The following is a 20175-nucleotide window of genomic DNA, read 5'->3' as shown; positions in this document are numbered from 1 at the left end:
TTAATGTCGCGCCCATTCGAAACGAGGCGCGCATGGGCTATCTACTGGTTGTCACCCTGATTCAGGCATTTTCCTTCAGCTTGATCGGCGAATACCTCGCCGGTCACGTCGACAGCTACTTTGCCGTGCTGGTGCGGGTGGTGCTGGCCGGGCTGATCTTTATTCCGCTGACGCGCTGGCGCTCGGTGGAGCCCGCGTTCATGCGCGGCATGTTGGTGATCGGCGCATTGCAGTTTGGCGTGACCTACGTCTGCCTGTACCTGAGCTTTCGCGTGCTCACGGTGCCGGAAGTGCTGCTGTTCACCATCCTCACACCGCTGCATGTGACGCTGATCGAGGACGCGCTTAATCGCCGCTTCAATCCCTGGGCACTGGTGGCGGCCCTGGTGGCGGTGGGTGGTGCGGCGGTGATTCGTTTCGATCAGATCACCCCGCACTTTTTGATGGGGTTCTTGCTCCTGCAATTGGCCAACTTCACCTACGCCGCCGGGCAAGTCATGTACAAGCACCTGGTGGCGCGTTATCCCAGTGACCAGCCGCACTTTCGGCGTTTCGGTTATTTCTACCTGGGCGCCTTGTTGGTGGTGTTGCCGGCGTTCCTGCTGTTCGGCAAAGCTGACTTCCTGCCGCAAGCGCCGCTGCAATGGGGTGTGCTGGTGTTCCTCGGGTTGGTCAGCACCGCGCTGGGCATGTACTGGTGGAACAAGGGCGCCTGCCTGGTCAATGGCGGCACCCTGGCGGTGATGAACAACCTGCATGTGCCGGTCGGGTTGCTGCTGAACCTGCTGATCTGGAACCAGCACGAACCGCTGGGCCGCTTGGCCCTGGGCGGTCTGGTGATTCTGGGGGCGGTGTGGATCAGCCGGCTGGGTGTGCGTCGGGCGGTGCCGTCGCCATCGTGATCACCACCTTGCCTTTGGCGCGGCCTTGTTCGACATAGTTCAGGGCCGCAGCTGTGGATTCGAAAGGAAAGGTACGGTCGATGACCGGCCGGATAATCCCGGACTCGACCAGCGCGGTGATTTCATCCAGTTGTGCGCCACTGGCACGCATGAACACAAAGTCATAGCTCACGCCTTGCTTGCGCGCTTTCCTGCGGATACCGCTGCTCAACAGGCCCATGACCAGGCCTAATACCCACGGCAGCTTCTGTGCGCGAGCGAAGGCGGGCGTCGGCGGCCCGGAGATGGAGATGAGCTGACCGCCGGGCTTGAGAATCTTCAGTGACTTGGCCAGCGCATCCGCGCCCAGGCTGTTCAGCACCACATCGTAATCCCGCAGCACGGCCTCGAAGGCTTGCTGTTTATAGTCGATCACCACATCCGCCCCCAACGCCTTGACCCACTCCACATTGGCGGTGCTGGTGGTGGTCGCAACGAAGGCGCCCAAATGCTTGGCCAGCTGGATGGCGATACTGCCCACCCCCCCTGAGCCCGCATGAATGAACACCTTCTGGCCTTTCTTCAGCTTCGCGGTTTCCACCAGCACCTGCCACGCCGTCAGCGCGACCAGGGGCAGGGAGGCAGCTTGCTCCATGCTGATATTCGCGGGTTTGCGCGCCAGTGCGTCTTCGTGCACGGCAATTAACTCGGCGAAGGTGCCGATACGCTGCTGGGGCGGGCGAGCGTAGACTTCGTCCCCCGGCTTGAAGCGTCGCACCGCAGCGCCGACGCTGAGCACCACGCCGGCCAGGTCGTTGCCCAGTGTCAACGGCAACGCATACGGCAGGATCAGTTTGAATTCGCCCTTGGCGATCTTTGCATCCAGCACATTGACGCTGCTGGCCCGCACCTGAACCAGCACGTCGTGCTCACCTACGACAGGCGCGGGGGCCTCGATGAGGCGGCCGGGCTGTTTGCCGTACCGTTCGATGGAAAATGCCTTCATGGTTCAACGCTCGTTACTTGGCTGAGAAGGGCAGGCGCAAAGCACGCCTGCTACCGGTGATCAGGCGTTGACCAGATAACGCTCGGCAACCTGGGACTGCTTGATCTGCGCCAGCAAGCCCTGCCGCGCAGCCTGCAACGCGTCCCAACGTGCACCGTCCTGCAACGGCGGAATGGTCACCGGCTCGCGACGATCGAAACCTACCAGCGCCGCATCCACCAAATCGCCCACTTCCATCACGTCCGTGAGGGTGTTGATGTCAATGCCCGCACGCTCCCAGATCTCGGTACGCGTGGCGGCTGGCAGCACGGCTTGCACGTACACGCCTTTGGGCGCCAGCTCCAGGCTCATGCCCTGGGACAGGAACAGCACGAACGCCTTGGTCGCGCCGTAGACCGTCATGCCGAATTCCGGGGCCAGGCCCACTACCGAGCCAATGTTGATGATAGCGCCGTTGCCCGCTGCCGCCAGGCGCGGGGTGATGGCACTGGCCAGGCGTACCAGCGCGGTGGTGTTGAGGGCGACCAACTGCGCGACGCTGTCGGTGGACTGTTCGATAAAACCGCCGGACTGCGCGGCGCCGGCATTGTTGACCAGGGTGCCGATGCTGGCGTCATCACGCAGGCGCGCTTCAACCACTGCCAAGTCCGCGCTCTGGGTCAGGTCGGCCGGGAGGATATCAATGCTGACGGCATGCTGTTCACGCAGTCGGGCGGCGAGCGCTTCCAGGCGCGTGACGTCACGGGCGACCAGTACGAGGTCGTGGCCGCGTGCGGCAAAGCGTTCGGCGTAGGCGGCGCCAATGCCGGTCGAAGCGCCAGTGATCAGAACGGTGTTGGAAGTGCTCATGGTGTGATGCTCTGTGAGTGCGAGGAGGTTTTATGATGTCGATCATAATCAAAGCTGTCAACGGTTTTGATTATGATCGACATCATAGTAATATGCCTATCTCGCAAGCGGGCAGGACCACACACATGAAGATCACCAAGGCGCAGTCACAGAACAATCGGGCCCATATCGTCGCGACAGCTTCCGAGCTGTTCCGCGAGCGGGGTTTCGATGGCGTAGGCGTGGCCGAGCTGATGGCCGCGGCCGGGTTTACCCAGGGCGGCTTCTACAAGCACTTCGGTTCCAAGGCGGACCTGATGGCGGAAGCCGCCGCCAACAGCCTGGCGCAGTCATTGGCCGACAGCGCAGAGATGGAGGTGGAGCAGTTTTTTGAGGTTTACCTGTCCAGACAGCACCGCGACCATCGCGGCGGCGGATGCACCTTGGCGGCGTTGTGCGCCGATGCTGCCCGTCAATCGGACACGCTGAAGGCGACCTTTGCCAACGGCTTGGAAAACACCCTGCAGGCCCTGGAAGCAAAATACAACGCGGCTCATGAGACGCCACAAGAAGGCGTGCGCGCGAAAATGCTCGACAGCATGGCCCATGCCATCGGCGCAATCATGCTGTCGCGGGCGTGCCCGGATGATTCCGCCCTGGCCGATGAAGTGCTTGAGGTGTGCCGCAAGGAGATTACGGCATCACTGCCGTAATCCCGTTCGCATCACCTCATGCCGTTTCGGCGACGGGCACCGGCATGGCCCCTGCCAATGCCGGCAGCACGCCGGCGCGCAGGTCGTTGCCGCTCGGTTGCTGATACAGACTCAGCCCGAACTCCGGCAACACGGCCAATAGGTAATCGAAGATATCGCCCTGGATCCGCTCGTAATCGCCCCATGCCGTGGTGCGGGTAAAGCAGTAGATCTCCAGCGGCACGCCCTGGGCGGTGGTTTGCATCTGGCGCACCATGCAGGTCATGTTCGGCTGGATGTCCGGGTGGCTTTGCAGGTACGCCAGGGCATAGGCGCGGAAGGTGCCGAGGTTGGTCATGCGCCGACGGTTGGCCGACAGTTGCGCGCTGTGGCCCTGGGCCTCGTTCCAGGCCTTGAGTTCGGCCTGCTTGCGGCTGATATAGCCGCTGAGCAAGTGCACCTGGGTCATGCGCACTTCCTCCTCATCGTTCAGGAAACGCACGCCGCTGGCGTCGATGTACAGGCTGCGCTTGATGCGACGCCCACCGGAGGCCTGCATGCCACGCCAGTTCTTGAACGACTCGGACATCAAGCGCCAGGTGGGGATGGAAACGATGGTCTTGTCGAAGTTCTGCACCTTCACCGTGTGCAGGGTGATATCCACCACGTCACCATCGGCGCCGACCTGGGGCATTTCGATCCAGTCACCCACGCGCAGCATGTCGTTGCTGGTCAATTGCACACTGGCGACGAACGACAGCAACGTGTCCTTGTACACCAACAGAATCACCGCCGACATCGCACCCAGGCCTGACAGCAGCAACAGCGGCGAGCGGTCGATCAGGGTGGCGACGATGATGATCGCGCCAAACACGAACAGCACCATTTTCGCCAGTTGCACATAGCCCTTGATCGAGCGGGTGCGTGCGTGTTCGGTGCGTGCGTAGATATCCAGCAGCGCGTTGAGCAGGGCGCTAATCGCCAGCACCATGAACAGAATGCTGATCGCCAGGGCCACGTTGCCGATGAACAGGATGGCGGTCTTGCTCAGGTCTGGCACCAGGTACAGGCCGAACTGGACCACCAGCGACGGCGTCATTTGCGCCAGGCGATGGAAGACTTTGTTATGCCGCAGGTCGTTCAGCCAGTGCAGCGCCGGTTGCCGGCCGAGCAATTTGACCGCGTGCAGGATGAGGTAACGGGCGACTCGTCCCACCACCAATGCCACCACCAGCAACACCAGCAAGCCGAGGCTGGAATGCAGGACCGGGTGTTCATCGAGGGCGCCCCAGAGGTCTTGGACGTTGAGCCAGAGCTGTTTGATATCCATGAGTGAACCGATTCTTCTGTAAGACAACACGGGGCGATTAGAGCATTTAAGTGCAACAAAGTTGACGCTCTGGACAAAATCGCTGACAAAAAAGCAGCTGATTAGCCCCGTTCGCGTAAAGAAACTCGGTTTGGGCGCGCGAAACCGGTAACCTATGCAGCTGATATTTTGTATTTCTTCGAGGTAGCACCCGTGTTTTCCCAATTCGCCCTGCACGAACGCCTGCTCAAAGCCGTGGCCGAGCTTAAATTTGTCGAGCCTACGCCTGTGCAAGCAGCGGCCATCCCGCTCGCGCTGCAAGGGCGTGACCTGCGGGTGACGGCGCAAACCGGCAGCGGCAAGACCGCCGCTTTTGTCCTGCCGGTGCTTAACCGCCTGATCGGCCCGGCCAAGGTGCGCGTCAGCATCAAGACCCTGATCCTGCTGCCGACCCGCGAGCTGGCCCAGCAAACCCTGAAGGAAGTCGAGCGTTTCTCGCAGTTCACCTTCATCAAGTCCGGCATCATTACCGGTGGCGAAGACTTCAAGGTCCAGGCCGCGATGCTGCGCAAGGTGCCGGATATTCTGATCGGCACCCCAGGGCGCATGATCGAGCAGCTCAACGCTGGCAACCTTGACCTCAAGGAAGTCGAAGTGCTGGTGCTCGACGAAGCCGACCGCATGCTCGACATGGGCTTTGCCGATGATGTGCAGCGTCTGGTCGGCGAGTGCGTCAACCGCCAGCAGACCATGTTGTTCTCCGCCACCACCGGTGGTTCGACCCTGCGTGACATGGTCGCCAAGGTGCTGAACAACCCTGAGCACTTGCAGGTCAACAACGTCAGCGACCTGAACGCCACCACGCGCCAGCAGATCGTTACCGCTGACCATAACGTGCACAAAGAACAGATCCTGAACTGGTTGCTGGCCAACGAGACCTACCAGAAGGCCATCGTGTTCACCAACACCCGTGCCGCCGCCGACCGTATCTACGGGCGCCTGGTTGCGCAGGAATACAAGGCGTTCGTGCTACACGGCGAGAAAGACCAGAAGGACCGCAAGCTGGCCATCGACCGTCTCAAGGCGGGCGGCGTGAAGATCCTGGTGGCCACCGACGTTGCCGCACGCGGCCTCGACGTGGACGGCCTGGACCTGGTGATCAACTTCGACATGCCCCGCAGCGGCGACGAATATGTGCACCGCATCGGCCGTACCGGGCGGGCCGGCAACGATGGCCTGGCCATCTCGCTGATCTGCCACGGCGACTGGAACCTGATGTCGAGCATCGAACGCTACCTGAAGCAGTCGTTCGAGCGCCGCACCATCAAGGAAGTCAAAGGCACGTACACCGGGCCGAAGAAGGTCAAGGCGTCGGGCAAGGCTGTTGGCGTGAAGAAGAAAAAGACCGACGCCAAGGGCGACAAGAAGAAAACCGGCGCCAAGTCGCCGACCAAGCGCAAGATCGCCAACCGGCCGAAGACCGACAACCTGTCGCTCGTCAGCAAGGATGGCATGGCCCCGCTCAAGCGCCGCAAGCCAGAAGCTCCGGCTGCCGAATAAGCAGGCGGGCCTAAAAAAACCGGACGATGTCCGGTTTTTTTTCGCCATCAGCGTCCCGCTGTGCTCAACGCTTCCCCGCAGCTTCTCTGAGTTCCTTGAGCCGCGCATCGATCAACTGGCACTTGTCGGGAAACTCGGCGCTTTCGGTATCCAGGTCCATCTTCTGCAACTCGTCATTCATCTCCTTGGCCTTGTTCGGGTTCTGCTCTGTGAGTTTGCTCACTTCCTGGGCGAGTTCTTCGCGCTTGGCGGTGGCCTCCTCGGGCGTGCAGGCCCAGGCGGGCAGGGCGCTCAACAGCGTGGCGGCGAGGGTCAGCTTCAGCAAGGTTTTCATGGTCGGACTTCCTTGGCAGTGATGTGCAGTTGAGGCGGCGAACCTCTGGAAAGTTCAGAGAAATGACGCCCGTCCGTTCGGTTGAACGGCCAGTGCCAGGACGTGTCACTCCCTTAGACGGGCTAACTCCATCGGCCTGCAGGAGGAATCAGGATGACGACTTACAATTGGGATCTGATCGAACGTCTGCTGCATGAGGTGCAGAACGGCGAGGGCAGCTTTGCCCCGCGCAAATACGCCGAACAGGAAGCCGCCGAAAAGGCGACGGCCGGTGAGGACACTGGCAACCTGGACGCACTGAAGAAGACCGCTGCCGATTACGAGGCGCTGCTGTTCAAGCGTGGCTTTATCGAGTCGCGGCCGGAGGAAGAGGGCGGCAATGGCGAGAACTTCATCCTCACGGGCCTGGGTGCGCAATTGCTGGCACTGATCGACAGCTCGATTCCGGGCAATGATCATCCGCGGCAAGTGTTGGATGAGCAGGCAGATGCGCTCGATCCGGCTACGTTCGCGGAGGTGGCCTCCAAAGCCCAGATCGCCTGATCCTCTTATACCCCGGTGCCCCCGAGGGTGCCGGGTGAACCTGTCGAATCGGTAATCTGCCGCTAAGGTTGCTGACAGCCGGCGAATCTTAATCTGCTGCCATTCAACTCACGGACTTGAATCGGCATGCACTCCACAACCTCCAGACGCACATTCGTCAAAGGCCTGGCCGCAGGCGGCCTGCTCGGCGGGCTCGGGCTTTGGCGCCCGCCGGTGTGGGCGCTGACCAGCCCCGGCCAGCCCACGGTACCCGCCGGCAGCGAATTTGACCTGTTTATTGACCAGACCCCCGTCAACCTGACAGGCCAACCGCGCACCGCGTTGACCGTCAACGGTAGCCTGCCCGGCCCGCTGTTACGCTGGCGGGAGGGCGACACCGTGACCCTGCGCGTGAAAAACCGCCTCGGGGAGCCCACCTCGATCCACTGGCACGGCATCCTGCTGCCATCGACCATGGACGGCGTGCCCGGCCTGAGCTTCAAGGGCATCGAACCGGGCGGCCTTTACGTCTACCAGTTCAAGGTCAAACAGCACGGCACTTACTGGTATCACAGCCATTCCGGGCTTCAGGAACAGCAGGGCGTGTACGGCCCGCTGGTCATCGACCCCAAGGAGCCCGAGCCGTATACCTACCAGCGCGACTACGTGGTGATGCTGTCGGACTGGACCGACGAAGACCCCGTCGCCCTGATGAAGACCCTCAAAAAGCAGTCCGATTACTACAACCTGCACAAACCCACCCTGGGCGATTTCATCCGGGATGTGGGCGAGCAGGGCTGGTCGGCCACGGCTGCCGACCGGCTGATGTGGGCGCAAATGAAGATGAACCCCACCGACCTTGCGGACGTCAGCGGCGAGACCTACACCTACTTGCTCAACGGCCAGTCGCCTGGGCAGAACTGGACCGGGGTGTTCAAACCGGGAGAAAAGATTCGCCTGCGCTTTATCAATGGCTCGGCGATGACCTATTTCGATGTGCGTATTCCCGGGTTGAAGATGACCGTGATCGCCGCGGATGGGCAGCCGGTGAAGCCGGTGAGCGTCGATGAGTTCCGTATTGCCGTGGCTGAAACCTACGATGTGCTGGTCGAACCCTTGGCAGACGCCTACACGCTGTTTGCCCAGTCCATGGACCGCACCGGCTATGCCCGTGGCACCCTCGCCCGACAGCCAGGCGCGACTGCGCCGGTACCGTCGCTTGATCCGCGCCCGTGGCTGACCATGGATGATATGGGCATGGGCGGCATGGACCACGGTGCCATGGCCGATATGCCGGGCATGGAAGGGATGGATCACAGCGCCATGGGCGCGATGGCGATGCAGAAGCACCCCGCCAGCGAGCAGAACAACCCGCTAGTGGACATGCAGGCGATGAACCCGGTGCCCAAGCTGGACGACCCGGGGATTGGCCTGCGCAACAACGGCCGTCGTGTGCTCACCTATGCCGACCTGCGCAGTACCTTCGCGGACCCCGATGGCCGCGACCCCTCGCGCACCGTCGAATTGCACCTCACCGGGCATATGGAGAAGTTCGCCTGGTCGTTCAATGGCGTGAAGTTTTCCGATGCCGAACCCCTGCAACTGACCTACGGCGAGCGCGTGCGGGTGGTGTTGGTCAACGACACCATGATGGCCCACCCGATTCACCTGCATGGTTTATGGAGCGACCTGGAGGACGAAAACGGCCAGTTCCAGGTGCGCAAACACACCATCGACATGCCACCGGGCTCCCGTCGCAGTTACCGCGTCACCGCCGATGCCCTGGGGCGCTGGGCCTATCACTGCCACCTGCTGTACCACATGGAAATGGGCATGTTCCGTGAGGTGCGCGTGCATGAATAAGGAAGCGAGCATGAACCGTTGCGTCTCGTCCCTGTGCATCGCCTTCGCGACGCTGGGTTTCGCCCCATGGGCGTTGGCGGCCGAGGATGAATTTCAGGGCATGAGCCCGGCAACGCCAGCACTGACCGAAAGCCGTACGCCGATTCCGGCGCTGACCGACGCAGACCGCGCGGCGGTCTACAACGCGCCGGGAGGGCATCAAGTGCACGACAGCGGCGTCAACTCGATGCTGCTGATCAACCAGTTGGAATGGCAGGGCGGCGACGGTAACGCGCAGAGTTGGGACATCAAGGGTTGGGTCGGCGGTGACATCGACCGCCTTTGGCTGCGTAGTGAAGGCGAACGCAGCGCCGGCCGCACTGAAAGCGCAGAAGCCCAAGCCTTGTGGGGGCATGCCATCAGTCCGTGGTGGGACGTGGTCGGCGGCGTGCGCCAGGACTTCAAACCCGGTGACAGCCAGACCTGGGCGGCCCTTGGCGTACAAGGCATGGCGCTCTACAACTTCGAGGCCGAAGCCACGTTGTTTGTCGGCGAATCGGGGAATACCGCCGCACGCCTGGAAGGCGACTACGACATTCTGCTCACCAACCGTCTGATCCTGCAGCCCACCGCAGAACTCAATTTCTATGCGCAGAACGATCCGCAACGCGGTATGGGTTCGGGCTTGTCAGAAAGTGAACTGGGCCTGCGCTTGCGCTACGAAATTCGCCGGGAGTTTGCGCCCTACGTTGGGGTCAGCTGGAACCGGGCTTATGGCCAGACCGCGCAATACGCACGGGACGAAGACGAAGACATCAATCAACTGCGCTGGGTCGTCGGCGTGCGCCTGTGGTTCTGACGGGTTTCCCTTTTTATTATTCGCCGCCTGGCGCGGCCTGGAGTCTTGCATGTCTATGTTGAAAACCACGCTGCTGGGTGCTGCGTTGTGGGTAGGTTTAACTCTTGGTTTGCCCGCTTCGGCGCACCCCAAGCTGCTGTCATCCATCCCGGCGGCAGGCGCACAGGGCGTCGCTCCCGCAGTGATTGAATTGCATTTCTCAGAAAACCTGCTGACCCAGTTTTCCGGGGCCAAGCTGATCATGACCGACATGCCGGGCATGCCCAATTCGCCGATGCCGGTGAAAGCCAGCGTGTCGGCGAGCAGCGACCCCAAGGTGATGTTGATCAAGCCGGCCTCCGCACTCACCGCCGGCAGCTATCGGGTGGATTGGCGTGCGGTGTCGTCCGATACGCATCCGATCACGGGTAATGTGGTGTTCCGCGTGCAGCCATGAGTGAGCTGATCCCCATCGCATTGCGCTTCGCGCTCTATCTCGACCTTATGGTGCTATTTGGACTGGGGCTGTTTGGCCTTTACGGCCTCTACGCTGAGCAACGCAGGTTGCTCAATCTAAAGGCGTTGATGAGATTGACGGGCGGCTTGGGGCTGGTGTTTTCGGTAGCGTCGCTGCTGGTCATGACCCAGACCATGAGCGGCGCCACGGATTGGCAGGCGCTGTGGCCGCACCTGCAAATGATGCTGTGGCAGACCGACCTGGGGTTGACGTGGTGGGTGCGTATCGCGGCGTTGATCGTTGCGGCACTGAGTCCGCACCTGGCGCTGGCCACGCTGTCGGCTGGCGTGGCGTTGGTCACCCTGGTGTGGACAGGGCACGGCGTGATGCACGAAGGTGCGCAAGGTGTGTGGCATATCGTCAGCGACAGTGCACACCTGTTGGCGGCGGCGGGTTGGGTAGGGGCGTTGGCGGCATTCGGTTTGTTGTTGATGGCTGCGCCGTTGCCACAGGGTGATCGGGTCCAGGTTCTGGCCAGAGCATTGGCAGGCTTTGAGCGCATTGGCGCGGGATTTGTCCTGGTGCTGATCGGCACTGGCGTTGCCAATTATCTGTTTGTTGTCGGGCCGAATCTGGGGGGCATCACCGGTGGAGACTACGCGGTGCTGTTGTGCCTGAAGCTGGGGTTGTTTGGCCTGATGCTGGCGTTGGCGGCGCTCAATCGCTTTCACCTGACGCCGCTTCTGCAACGATCCATCGCGGCGGGCGACTATAACGTGGCGATCCGTGCGTTACGGCGCAGCATAGCCCTGGAGTTTGGCGCTGTGGTGCTCATCCTTGGCCTGGTGGCCTGGCTGGGCACCTTGGCGCCTGGCTAAGACTGTGCGCTTTTCAGGCATTTGAGTGCCTGGAAGTCGCTGCGGACCTTATCGATTTTCTGGGTGAGTTTCAGGCGCTGCGCTGGAGAGCTTTGGGCCATCACGTCGACGAGCAAGCTGCGCGCGGCGGCTTCGGTCTGGGCATAGGCGGCGCGGTATTGCGGGGTCCACAGGCTTTCGCGGTCCACCAGCAATTGCTGGATTTTCTGCGGGAAATCGGCACTGTGACGTTGTTGCAGTGCGTCGATGAATTGCGCCTGCCAATGGGCGCGGTTACCGATCCATGCCTGGTTTTGTGCGCCCAACTCGGCAGACCAGGCCGTCACGCGGTTTTGCTGGCCTGGGTTCAACGGGCCAATCCAGGCGTCCAGGCGCTTGCTCATGCGTTCGGCGCGTTCCTTGATTTGTTGAGCCAGTGGTGGCTTGAGGTATTCGTCCTGGCGTTTGCGCAGGTCCTTGGCCAGGGCGTCGCTCATGTCCTTGACCTGCTGATCATCCAGGCCTTGCAGCAATTGCACAGCTGAGGGCGTGATTTCCCGCGCAATCTCGGCAATTGCCTGTTTGGCTTCGACAGTACGGGTTTGCAATGCGGCGTCGGTGACCTGGTTGCTGTCGACCATCTGCTGCAGGCGGTCGAGCCAGTCCAGGTAGCCAGGCAATTGCGTGGTGCAGTGCCAGGCCAGGTGGTCCTTGAGGGTGTCGTTGAACCAGCTCTTTTGCCCGGCATTCATGTCCAGGTAGTCGTTGAGGGTCCAGGGGATGATCACGTCGAGGTTTCGGTAGGCCAGGCCCACGCGATTACAGCCGGCAAGCACCAGGCTCAGGGTCAGCAGTACCATCAGGAGTTTGAGCCGGCGCAACATGGGCAGGTCCTTGCATGGAGGGCGTTAATGCATGTGAACCTGCGCGGGGTGCGACAGTTCAGCCCATCAATAAAACGACCGTGCAGCCTTCAAGGTCAACAGCCCATCACATTGCGAATTGTGTCCGGAGTAGGCCGAGCAGTCACTGCCGCTGAGGCTGGAGCCGCTGTAGATCAGGTCCAGGTCAATGCCTTTCCAGGCCCGGGAAAATTGCACCGACCAATCGCTGAAACTGCTGATGGCGCCGTTCTCTACCGAGACCGGCGTGCCCAGTTGATGGGTGGTGTACTTCATGCTGACGCCGATGCCAAAAGGCTGGGTACCGCCCAGGTCGGCGAACAGGGTGCTGTCCTGGCGGTCGGGGTCATTGCTGAAAGACACGCCAAAGCGGTTGCCCAGCAGGTTCAGCCCACCGTAGAACTCCTGGCTGTCGAGGGGGCTGACCTTGGGGTAGCTGTAGTGGATCAAGCCGACTTCGTAGCCCAGGGTCTGGTCGAACGGACGCTTGAAGCCCATGTAGGAGTCGACTTCAAGGTTATTGGCCGACGACAGGCCCATGTTTGGGGAAAACTGGCCGAAATACAGGCCGCTATCGTGGGTAAGGTCCAGGCCACCGTGGAACGAGTCGCTGCCAGGGGTGGTCGGCTTGACCAGGCCCTGGGCCATGGTACGGCTGGGGGTTGTACCTAACTTCAGGTCGAAGTCACCCAATTCGCGCTGGAAGATATGCGCTTGGGTCAAAGGGCTGGCGACCAGAATGCTGACCACGAAAATACAGCGTTTAAGCATGCTTCACTCCATGAAAAGCGAGGAGCAGTAACGGAAAGGTTCAGGCGGATGCCCGTGCTAGACGTGTGCAAGGATACCGGCGAATGCCAGACGTTGAGGCCCGTTCGTCGATTAGCTGCGTATTGAAGGTGTTGGGAGGGGGGTGAAACTCTAGTCCTAGCGCCTTGAAGGCAAGACGCTTAGGGACCAGATGCAGTGCGCGGGTAAGACTATTACTTCTTGCCCAGGCTGATCTGCTTGGACGGGCCGAAAGTCTGGCCGCTCACGCCCTTGGCAATTTGCTGGATTTCGCCGCCGGACTTGAGGAACGCAGCGATCTGGCTGTTGATCGATTCGCTGGTTTCAACGGCGGGAGCTGGCTTTGCTTTGCTGTTGGATGCTTTTACACGCATGGCGGCCACTAACCTGTAGAAAATTAACTTGGCCAGGCATCGTACAGGAAATACTTGACAATTGCTTGGCAAATATCCCTCAGAATTAATACGCAGCGCTGGAAATAGCCGAAGTTCAGCGCCGAAATAACGCGCTAACTTACTGTTTTAGCTGGAAACCACAGGCGGGGTGGACCGCTGGTGGCCTGCTCAAAGTGAACCGAACGATCAGACGAGTGGGACGCTGCCATTGGAACGCTATGCCAGCCCGCGATTTTTCAGGCGCGCGCGCGTGCAGGGCCCAACTCGGGTAGAATGCCGCCCACGCAATGAGGGTATTGGAAATGGCTTTAGTCGGGCGCTACAACAGCTTGCAAGTGGTCAAGCACACTAACTTTGGTTTGTACCTCGATGGTGCGCAAGATGGGGAAATCCTCTTGCCTAATCGGTATATCCCTAAAGATATTCCCAGTGAAGATGAAGACTGGCTCAACGTTTTCATTTATCTGGACAGCGATGACAAACTTATCGCCACCACCGAAAAACCCAAAGTTCAAGTCGGTGAATTCGCCAGTTTGAAAGTTGTGGAAGTCAACAGCATTGGCGTGTTCCTTGATTGGGGTTTGCCCAAGGACCTGCTGCTGCCGTACTCGGAAGAAAAACGCCAGATGACCGCAGGCGAATATTGCGTGGTGCACGTCTACCTCGACAAGCACACCAAGCGCATCACCGCCACCGCTCGCCTTGACCGTTACCTGGACAAGACGCCGGCCAACTACCAGGTGGGCCAGGAAGTCGACTTGCTGGTGGCCGAAGCCACCGACATGGGCTTCAAGGCGATCATCAACAACAAGCACTGGGGCCTGATCCACAAGAACGAAGTGTTCAAGTTCCTGCGCCCGGGCAAGGAAGAGAAGGGTTTCATCAAAGAGATCCGCGCCGATGGCAACATCAGCCTGAGCCTGCAACCGGTGGGCCAGGAAGCGGCCTCCAGCCTGAACTCGAAGATCCTCGCCAAGTTGCGCGACAACAACGGCACCCTGCCGGTCAGCGACAAAAGCGACCCGGCGGTGATCAGCAACTTGTTCGGCGTGAGCAAGGGCAACTTCAAGAAGGCCATTGGCGCGCTCTACAAGCAGGGCCAGATCGTGATTCACGCCGATCGCATTGAACTAAGCTGAGTACGCTTCGCTCTCCTGTAGGAGCGAGCTTGCTCGCGAAAATATTCCAGGCGCAGCGTAGCGTCGGATGTACGTTTTTCGCGAGCATGCTCGCTCCTACAGGGTTGTGTCATGTCGAAAAGAACGGTTTTTGCCTACCTCGGCACCTTGCTCGCCTTCCTGGTCCTCGACGGCCTCTGGCTCGGCGTGCTCATGGGTTCCACCTACAAATCCCTGCTCGGCGCGCTGATGCTTGATCAGCCACGCCTGTTGCCTGCGGTATTGTTCTATCTCCTGTATGTCCTCGGCTGTGTAGTGTTGGTGGTCTTGCCCAGCGCCAGTTGGCAGCGCGCTGCGCGTTTGGGTGCCTTGCTTGGCCTGGTGGCCTATGGCACCTATGACCTGAGCAACTGGGCCACGCTTCAAGGCTGGTCTGCCGGGTTGGCGCTGATGGACATGGCGTGGGGCACGTGCCTAACCGCCATTTGCTGCACCGTTGGCCACTTGTGTGCAAACCGGCTGCGCCGGTAGCGGACGGTTGATCAGCACTGAACCGGCTAATAGCAAGCCGGTAGCGGCGACGACCAGCGCCGGTTGCAGGCCGCCACTGAGGTGGCTGCTGACCGACGCCAACAGGGGCCCGCTCAATTGGCCCATGGCGAAGCTGGCGGTCAGCAACCCCGTGCTGCGTTGGTAGCCGTGGGGCGCGACTTCTCTGAGCCGCGCCATCACCAGTTGCATGCACGCCAGAAATGGCGCACCGCACAGCAACACGCCCAACGCCAAGCCCCAGCCATTGCCAAGCAGGCAGGCGAACACCCCGGCCGCTTGCAGCCATAAAGTCGCCATCAACCAGCGACGAGTAGTGTTCGGATGCTTGCGGCGCAGGCTTGCCACCCCCACTCCCAGTGCGGCCGCCAGGCCAAAGCAGGGCCAGAACAGATCGGCCTGCCAGGCCCCGTGGAATTGTGCGCTGGCCATCTGCGACAGAAAGGTCGCCGGGATGATGTAGCCCAGGCCGTACAGGAAATAAATCCAGCACAGGTGCGCGATGCTGCCGTTGCTCCCCGCGCTGGCGACCTGCGTAACCGTGACGGCCGGCTTGGGTAAAAACGGCAGGATAGCCAGCAGCATCACCAGCGCTACCGTCCCGTAGAGCAACCACAGCGTGGCAGAACTTTGCCCCAACAGGTTCGACGCCAGCGCCAGCAGCCCCGTCAGCACAATCCCCAACCCCGGCCCTGCAAATACCAACGCACCCAGGCGCGGGCGCCCGGCGGCAATCGCCAGTGGCTGGCTCAGGCTGGTAATCATCACCAGGGCCCAGGCACTGGCGACCCCGGTGCCGAAGCGCAGCAAAAAATGCGGCCAGAAGCCGTGGGCCCAGTAAGACGCCAGGGTCAGCAATACGCACAGCCACAACCCGCCGTAGAGGCGCCCGCGCACATGCTGATGGCTACGGGCAAAGATCGAGTCCACCGCTCCGACGAAATAACCCAGGTAATTGGCGGCAGCGAGCAGGCCGGCGCCGGTCAGGTCGATCTGGCCTTCACTGAGCAAATGCGGCATTTGCGGGGTCAGGGCGAAGCGGCCAATGCCCATAGCCATCATCAGGGCGACGAAGCTGGCGAGTAAACGAATCAGCGGGGACATATTCAGGTTTCCTGCAAAGAAGCGAATGCCTTGCAGGCTAAGACGGATTGACTTTCTGTAAAATTGAATAATAGTGAGTAACTTGTTCAGTTTTGGAGAAAGTAATGGAGTTCAGTCAATTACGCATTTTCCAGGCCGTGGCGGAAGAGGGCTCCATCACCCGCGCCGCCGAGCGCCTGCACCGCGTGCCCTCAAATCTGTCGACCCGGCTTAAACAAATGGAAGAGCAACTGGGCGTCGATCTGTTCGTGCGCGAGCGCCAGCGTTTACAGCTTTCTCCGGCGGGCAAGGTACTGCTGGACTACAGCACCCGCCTGCTGGCGTTGCACGACGAGGCCCACGGCGCTGTACAAGGCGGGCAACCGGCCGGGGATTTCGTCTTGGGCAGCATGTACAGCACCGCCGCGGTGCATTTGCCCAAGCTGCTGGCGCGCTATCACAAGACTTACCCCATGGTGAACCTGCAGGTGCAGTCCGCGCCCAGTGGGGAGTTGCTGGAAGGGCTGATTACCGGGCGCCTGGACGCAGCCTTTGTCGACGGCCCGCTGACCATCGCCACCCTGGATGGTGTACCGCTGTGCGAAGAGCGCCTGGTGCTGATTTGCGAGGCCGATCACCCGCCGGTACGCGGCCCCCAGGATGTGGCGGGCCGTGCGGTGTTCACGTTCCGGCGCAGTTGCGCCTACCGCACGCGCCTGGAAACCTGGTTTTCCCACGAGCGTGTGGCGATGGGGCGAGCGATCGAGATCGAGTCCTACCAAGGCATGCTCGCCTGCGTGATCGCAGGTTCCGGCGTGGCGTTGATGTCTGAGTCCATGCTCGACAGCCTGCCCGGCAAAGACAGCGTGTCCGTTCATCCGCTGACTGGGCCTTTTGCCACTGCGACCACCTGGCTGATGTGGCGAAAGGGTATGCTCGGCGCTAACCTCAATGCATGGATCGACCTGCAGCACGATGGCAACCCGCGATGCGTGCAGGACACACGTGCCATTGCTTGAACGAACCGTCAGGATTCGGATCAATTCAGTAATAGTTCGTTGTGGTTTCCTTCAAGCATTACCTAGGACTTAGGGCTACTATCACTGTAGGAAACGGCGACAGAACTCACGCCGGCCAGCACTACCCTCAAAGGGGGCAATCATGAAAGAGAAAATCCAAAACTGGCTCCACGATCTTGGCGTTGCATTGGGCTTGATCGAGCCTCCGCTGCAACCGGTGCCGATCCGCACGGATGACGAGCAGCGTCGGCCACGTCGCCGCTAATTACGCAGTCTAAAAAAATGTGGGAGCGGTCTTGCTCGCGAATAGGGTGTATCAGCCAAAATAAGGTTGAATGACACACCACTTTCGCGAGCAAGCCCGCTCCCACAGTTGTCTTTCACCAGGCGAAAAAAACGGGCGCGACCTCCGACGTCGCGCCCGCTGAAGAAAATATTCCCGTCCTTGTTATAGCTCAAACCACCGCAGCCGCCACTTTCTCGGGTCGACGCGACAGCAAGCTCACCAGCACAAAGCTCACCAGCGCCACCGCCAGGCTGTAGTAGATCGGCGTGTTTGCATCCAACCCATCCTTGAACATGAATACCAGCGCGGTCACAAAGCCCAGGCTCATGGACGTGATTGCGCCCGAGGTTGTCGCGCGCTTCCAGAAGATCGCGCCGATCAAGGGCACCAACATACCGCCCACCAACAGGTTATAGGCCAGGGTCAGGGCGCTGATCACATCGTTCACCACCAAGGCGATACCCAGCACGGCAATGCCAGTCAACAGGGTGAACAGGCGGTTGATACGCAGGCTCGACGCCTTGCCCCCGCGCAGGCGGGGCAGCAGGTCTTCGGTCAACACGGTGGAGGCGGCGAGCAGGCCGGCGCTGGCGGTGGACATCATGGCGGCCAGCGCGGCGGCGATGACCAGGCCGCGAATGCCGTCCGGCAGCGAAGCTTTGACGATCGCGGCGAAGGCATTGTTGACGTTGTCCAGGTCCGGGATCAGCACATGGGCGGCCATGCCAATCAGCGCACAGGCCAGGCCGTACAGGATGCAATAGAAGCCGGCGAAAGTACCTGCGTACTGGGCGACCTTTTCGTCACGGGCAGTGAACACCCGTTGCCAGATATCCTGGCCGATCAGGATGCCGAAAAAGTAGATCATGAAGTAGGTGATGATCGTGTCCCAGCCGATTGTGGTGAAGCTGAAGTTCGACGCTGGCAGCTTGGCCACCAGTTCATCCCAGCCTCCGACGCGGTAGAGGCAGATCGGCAGCAGGATGAACATCAGGCCGACGGTCTTGATCACGAATTGCACGATGTCGGTGAGGGTCAGCGACCACATGCCACCGATGGTCGAATACACCACCACCACGCCGCCGCCCACCAGTACTGACATCCAGAACGGCAGGTCGAACAGTACTTGCAGCACCGTGCCGATGGCCAGGATCGAGGTCACGCCGATCATCAGCGCGTAGGCCAGCATGATCACCGCGCTGGCCTGGCGGGCCATGGGGTTGTAGCGTTTTTCCAGGACCTGGGTGACGGTGAAGATTTTCAGCTTCAACAAAGGCTTGGCCAGGAACAGGTTCAGGGCAATGATGCCTGCGCCGAGCGCGGCGCACAGCCAGAAACCAGAAATGCCATGCACATACCCCAGGCGCACGGTGCCGACGGTGGAGGCACCGCCCAGCACCGTGGCGGCCATGGTGCCCATATACAGCGATGGGCCGAGGTTGCGGCCGGCGACCAGGTAGTCTTCGTGGGTCTTGGCGCGACGCATGCCGTAGTAGCCGAGCACCAGCATGCCGGCGGCGTAGATGAGTACGACGAATAAATCCAAAGCCATGACGGCGGTTCTCCGATTATATTTTTTATGGGCGATCAGGCGGCAGCTGGCTCGGTAAACACGCGAGCGAAAGTCAGGTACATCGTTGTCGGGGATCTGTGCGACCCCCTTGGTTGTGAGTGTGAAGACGCGGTTTTTATTGTTCTCAGCGCGTTCGCCTTATCAGCGATGCGCGACGCCAGGCAATACGCAGAGCATCTCGTACAGCAAGTTGGCGCCCAGCAGCGAGGTGTTGCCGGTGGTGTCGTAGGGCGGCGACACTTCTACCAGGTCGCAACCAATCAGATCGAGGCCCTGGCAGCCACGGATGATTTCGATGGCCTGGATGGTGGTCAGCCCGCCGATTTCCGGGGTGCCGGTGCCGGGTGCCCAGGCGGGGTCGATGCCGTCGATGTCGAAGCTCAGGTACACCGGGCCGCCGCCGACTTTTTCTCGCACTTCGGCCATCAGCGGCGCCAGGGAGTGATGCCAGCATTCTTCAGCCTGGACCACGCGAAAGCCTTGCTTGCGGCTCCAGTTGAAGTCTTCGGCGGTATACCCCTGGGCACGCAAGCCGATCTGCACCACGCGGTCGCAATCGAGCAAGCCTTCTTCCACGGCGCGGCGGAAGGTGGTGCCGTGGGCAATTTTCTCGCCGAACATATGGTCGTTGACGTCGGCGTGGGCATCGATGTGCACCAGCCCGACCTTGCCATGTTTCTTGTGGATCGCCCGCAGGATCGGCAGGGTGATGGTGTGGTCGCCACCCAGGGTCAGGGGGATGACGTCGTGTTCGAGGATCTCATCGTAGGCCTCTTCGATGATGCGCACCGCGTCGAGCAGGTTGAAGGTATTGATCGCCACGTCGCCGATATCGGCCACCGACAGTGAGTCGAAAGGGGCGGCGCCGGTGGCCATGTTATAGGGCCGGATCATCACCGACTCGGCGCGGATTTCCCGAGGGCCGAAGCGCGTACCGGCGCGCAGCGAGGTGCCGATATCCAGGGGTACGCCGATAAAGGCAGCATCCAGGCCCTTGGCCGTTTGCAGGTGGGGAAGACGCATCATGGTGGCGATGCCGGCGAAGCGCGGCATTTCGTTGCCGCCCAGTGGTTGGTGGAGAATCTTGTCCACGGGATTGCCTCATCGTTGTTTTGGTTGTCAGGGGCCGATTCTGCGAAAAGCCTGGCGCGGGAAGAATCGGCAGAGGCAAATACTTAGTTCAGATTTTTCTAAACTAAAGCCTGGGTTAAACTCCCTGATCCCTGTAGGAGCGAGCTTGCTCGCGAAAAACGTCAACGATGATGCGCACGTCCAGAATGTACGCGGCGGCCTCAGGTTTTTCGCGAGCAAGCTCGCTCCACAGTTGATCATTCC

Annotated in this window: 22 protein-coding genes; 12 read left to right on the top strand and 10 right to left on the bottom strand. The window is 60.8% G+C overall.

The window, feature by feature from the left end; translation table 11 throughout:
• Positions 1-32 precede the first annotated feature (32 nt).
• Positions 33-902 (top strand): carboxylate/amino acid/amine transporter, encoded by an 870-nt coding sequence (locus V8689_RS20415; RefSeq protein WP_034136149.1) that lies wholly within the window; start codon positions 33-35, stop codon positions 900-902.
• Here V8689_RS20415 and V8689_RS20410 read toward each other — a convergent pair.
• Together V8689_RS20410 and V8689_RS20405 are read right to left on the bottom strand one after the other, a co-directional pair.
• Positions 859-1887 (bottom strand): NADP-dependent oxidoreductase, encoded by a 1029-nt coding sequence (locus V8689_RS20410; protein WP_056786588.1) that lies wholly within the window; start codon positions 1885-1887, stop codon positions 859-861. The genes V8689_RS20415 and V8689_RS20410 overlap by 44 nt on opposite strands.
• 60 nt (positions 1888-1947) lie before the next feature.
• Entirely contained in the window at positions 1948-2736 is a 789-nt protein-coding gene (locus V8689_RS20405) for an SDR family NAD(P)-dependent oxidoreductase (protein WP_056786585.1), read from the bottom strand.
• A gap of 125 nt (positions 2737-2861) precedes the next feature.
• Here V8689_RS20405 and V8689_RS20400 point away from each other — a divergent pair, with 125 nt between their 5' ends.
• The gene (locus V8689_RS20400; protein ID WP_056786582.1) at positions 2862-3428 is read left to right on the top strand and encodes a TetR/AcrR family transcriptional regulator; all 567 of its coding nucleotides are present in this window, start codon (positions 2862-2864) and stop codon (positions 3426-3428) included.
• A gap of 16 nt (positions 3429-3444) precedes the next feature.
• Here V8689_RS20400 and V8689_RS20395 read toward each other — a convergent pair whose 3' ends face one another.
• Positions 3445-4737, bottom strand: a complete 1293-nt coding sequence (locus V8689_RS20395) for a mechanosensitive ion channel family protein (protein WP_056786579.1) — start codon at positions 4735-4737, stop codon at positions 3445-3447.
• Between the two features lie 192 nt (positions 4738-4929).
• Between V8689_RS20395 and V8689_RS20390 the strand changes: the two genes are divergently transcribed.
• Positions 4930-6276 carry a DEAD/DEAH box helicase gene (locus tag V8689_RS20390; RefSeq protein WP_003193110.1) on the top strand — a complete coding sequence of 449 codons (1347 nt, stop codon included), beginning with the start codon at positions 4930-4932 and terminating at the stop codon, positions 6274-6276.
• Positions 6277-6340: 64 nt separating this feature from the next.
• On the opposite strand, the gene V8689_RS20385 is transcribed toward V8689_RS20390, so the two are convergent.
• Positions 6341-6610: a hypothetical protein gene (locus tag V8689_RS20385; protein WP_056786576.1), complete on the bottom strand. Its 270-nt coding sequence runs from the start codon at positions 6608-6610 to the stop codon at positions 6341-6343.
• 153 nt (positions 6611-6763) lie between these two features.
• Between V8689_RS20385 and V8689_RS20380 the strand changes: the two genes are divergently transcribed.
• The 5 genes from V8689_RS20380 (at position 6764) to copD (ending at position 11147) form a co-directional block, all read left to right on the top strand.
• Positions 6764-7153: a hypothetical protein gene (locus V8689_RS20380; protein WP_056786574.1), complete on the top strand. Its 390-nt coding sequence runs from the start codon at positions 6764-6766 to the stop codon at positions 7151-7153.
• Positions 7154-7279: 126 nt separating this feature from the next.
• Positions 7280-8995: a copper resistance system multicopper oxidase gene (locus V8689_RS20375; protein ID WP_056786571.1), complete on the top strand. Its 1716-nt coding sequence runs from the start codon at positions 7280-7282 to the stop codon at positions 8993-8995.
• Between the two features lie 10 nt (positions 8996-9005).
• The gene (locus V8689_RS20370) at positions 9006-9833 is read left to right on the top strand and encodes a copper resistance protein B (RefSeq protein WP_056786568.1); all 828 of its coding nucleotides are present in this window, start codon (positions 9006-9008) and stop codon (positions 9831-9833) included.
• Between the two features lie 49 nt (positions 9834-9882).
• Positions 9883-10269 (top strand): copper homeostasis periplasmic binding protein CopC, encoded by a 387-nt coding sequence (copC, locus tag V8689_RS20365; RefSeq protein ID WP_056786565.1) that lies wholly within the window; start codon positions 9883-9885, stop codon positions 10267-10269.
• Entirely contained in the window at positions 10266-11147 is an 882-nt protein-coding gene (copD, locus tag V8689_RS20360; protein WP_056786562.1) for a copper homeostasis membrane protein CopD, read from the top strand. The genes copC and copD overlap by 4 nt, the downstream gene beginning before the upstream one ends.
• On the opposite strand, the gene V8689_RS20355 is transcribed toward copD, so the two are convergent.
• The 3 genes from V8689_RS20355 to V8689_RS20345 all read right to left on the bottom strand — a co-directional run bounded on the left by V8689_RS20355 (position 11144) and on the right by V8689_RS20345 (position 13191).
• The gene (locus tag V8689_RS20355) at positions 11144-12010 is read right to left on the bottom strand and encodes a DUF6279 family lipoprotein (RefSeq protein WP_056786559.1); all 867 of its coding nucleotides are present in this window, start codon (positions 12008-12010) and stop codon (positions 11144-11146) included. The genes copD and V8689_RS20355 overlap by 4 nt on opposite strands.
• A gap of 66 nt (positions 12011-12076) precedes the next feature.
• Positions 12077-12799 (bottom strand): TorF family putative porin, encoded by a 723-nt coding sequence (locus V8689_RS20350; RefSeq protein ID WP_056786557.1) that lies wholly within the window; start codon positions 12797-12799, stop codon positions 12077-12079.
• Positions 12800-13011: 212 nt separating this feature from the next.
• On the bottom strand, positions 13012-13191 hold the full coding sequence (locus tag V8689_RS20345) for a hypothetical protein (protein ID WP_003193095.1): 180 nt from the start codon (positions 13189-13191) through the stop codon (positions 13012-13014).
• 323 nt (positions 13192-13514) lie between these two features.
• Here V8689_RS20345 and V8689_RS20340 point away from each other — a divergent pair, with 323 nt between their 5' ends.
• Together V8689_RS20340 and V8689_RS20335 are read left to right on the top strand one after the other, a co-directional pair.
• A complete protein-coding gene (locus V8689_RS20340; RefSeq protein WP_044275017.1) occupies positions 13515-14351 on the top strand; it encodes a CvfB family protein in 837 nt (278 codons plus the stop codon).
• Positions 14352-14462: 111 nt separating this feature from the next.
• Entirely contained in the window at positions 14463-14861 is a 399-nt protein-coding gene (locus tag V8689_RS20335) for a DUF2177 family protein (protein WP_057709760.1), read from the top strand.
• On the opposite strand, the gene V8689_RS20330 is transcribed toward V8689_RS20335, so the two are convergent.
• Positions 14805-15983 (bottom strand): MFS transporter, encoded by a 1179-nt coding sequence (locus V8689_RS20330; protein ID WP_056786552.1) that lies wholly within the window; start codon positions 15981-15983, stop codon positions 14805-14807. The two genes, V8689_RS20335 and V8689_RS20330, sit on opposite strands and share 57 nt — an antisense overlap.
• Positions 15984-16087: 104 nt before the next feature.
• Between V8689_RS20330 and ptrR the strand changes: the two genes are divergently transcribed.
• A complete protein-coding gene (ptrR, locus tag V8689_RS20325) occupies positions 16088-16981 on the top strand; it encodes a putrescine utilization regulator PtrR (RefSeq protein WP_056786549.1) in 894 nt (297 codons plus the stop codon).
• A gap of 142 nt (positions 16982-17123) precedes the next feature.
• Positions 17124-17246: a PA1414 family protein gene (locus V8689_RS20320; RefSeq protein WP_003193089.1), complete on the top strand. Its 123-nt coding sequence runs from the start codon at positions 17124-17126 to the stop codon at positions 17244-17246.
• 190 nt (positions 17247-17436) lie between these two features.
• On the opposite strand, the gene V8689_RS20315 is transcribed toward V8689_RS20320, so the two are convergent.
• Both V8689_RS20315 and speB read right to left on the bottom strand, forming a co-directional pair.
• The gene (locus V8689_RS20315; protein ID WP_056786547.1) at positions 17437-18819 is read right to left on the bottom strand and encodes a sodium:solute symporter; all 1383 of its coding nucleotides are present in this window, start codon (positions 18817-18819) and stop codon (positions 17437-17439) included.
• A 162-nt stretch (positions 18820-18981) separates the two neighbouring features.
• Positions 18982-19932, bottom strand: coding sequence for an agmatinase (gene speB / locus V8689_RS20310; protein ID WP_003193086.1), 951 nt, complete (start codon positions 19930-19932; stop codon positions 18982-18984).
• Positions 19933-20175 lie beyond the last annotated feature (243 nt).

It is taken from the genome of Pseudomonas sp. AK181 (genome assembly GCF_051122975.1).
GTDB classification, from domain to species: Bacteria; Pseudomonadota; Gammaproteobacteria; order Pseudomonadales; family Pseudomonadaceae; genus Aquipseudomonas; species Aquipseudomonas lactis.
The sequence above is the reverse complement of the archived record's forward strand: the minus strand, read 5'-3'. Positions and strand labels throughout refer to the sequence as shown.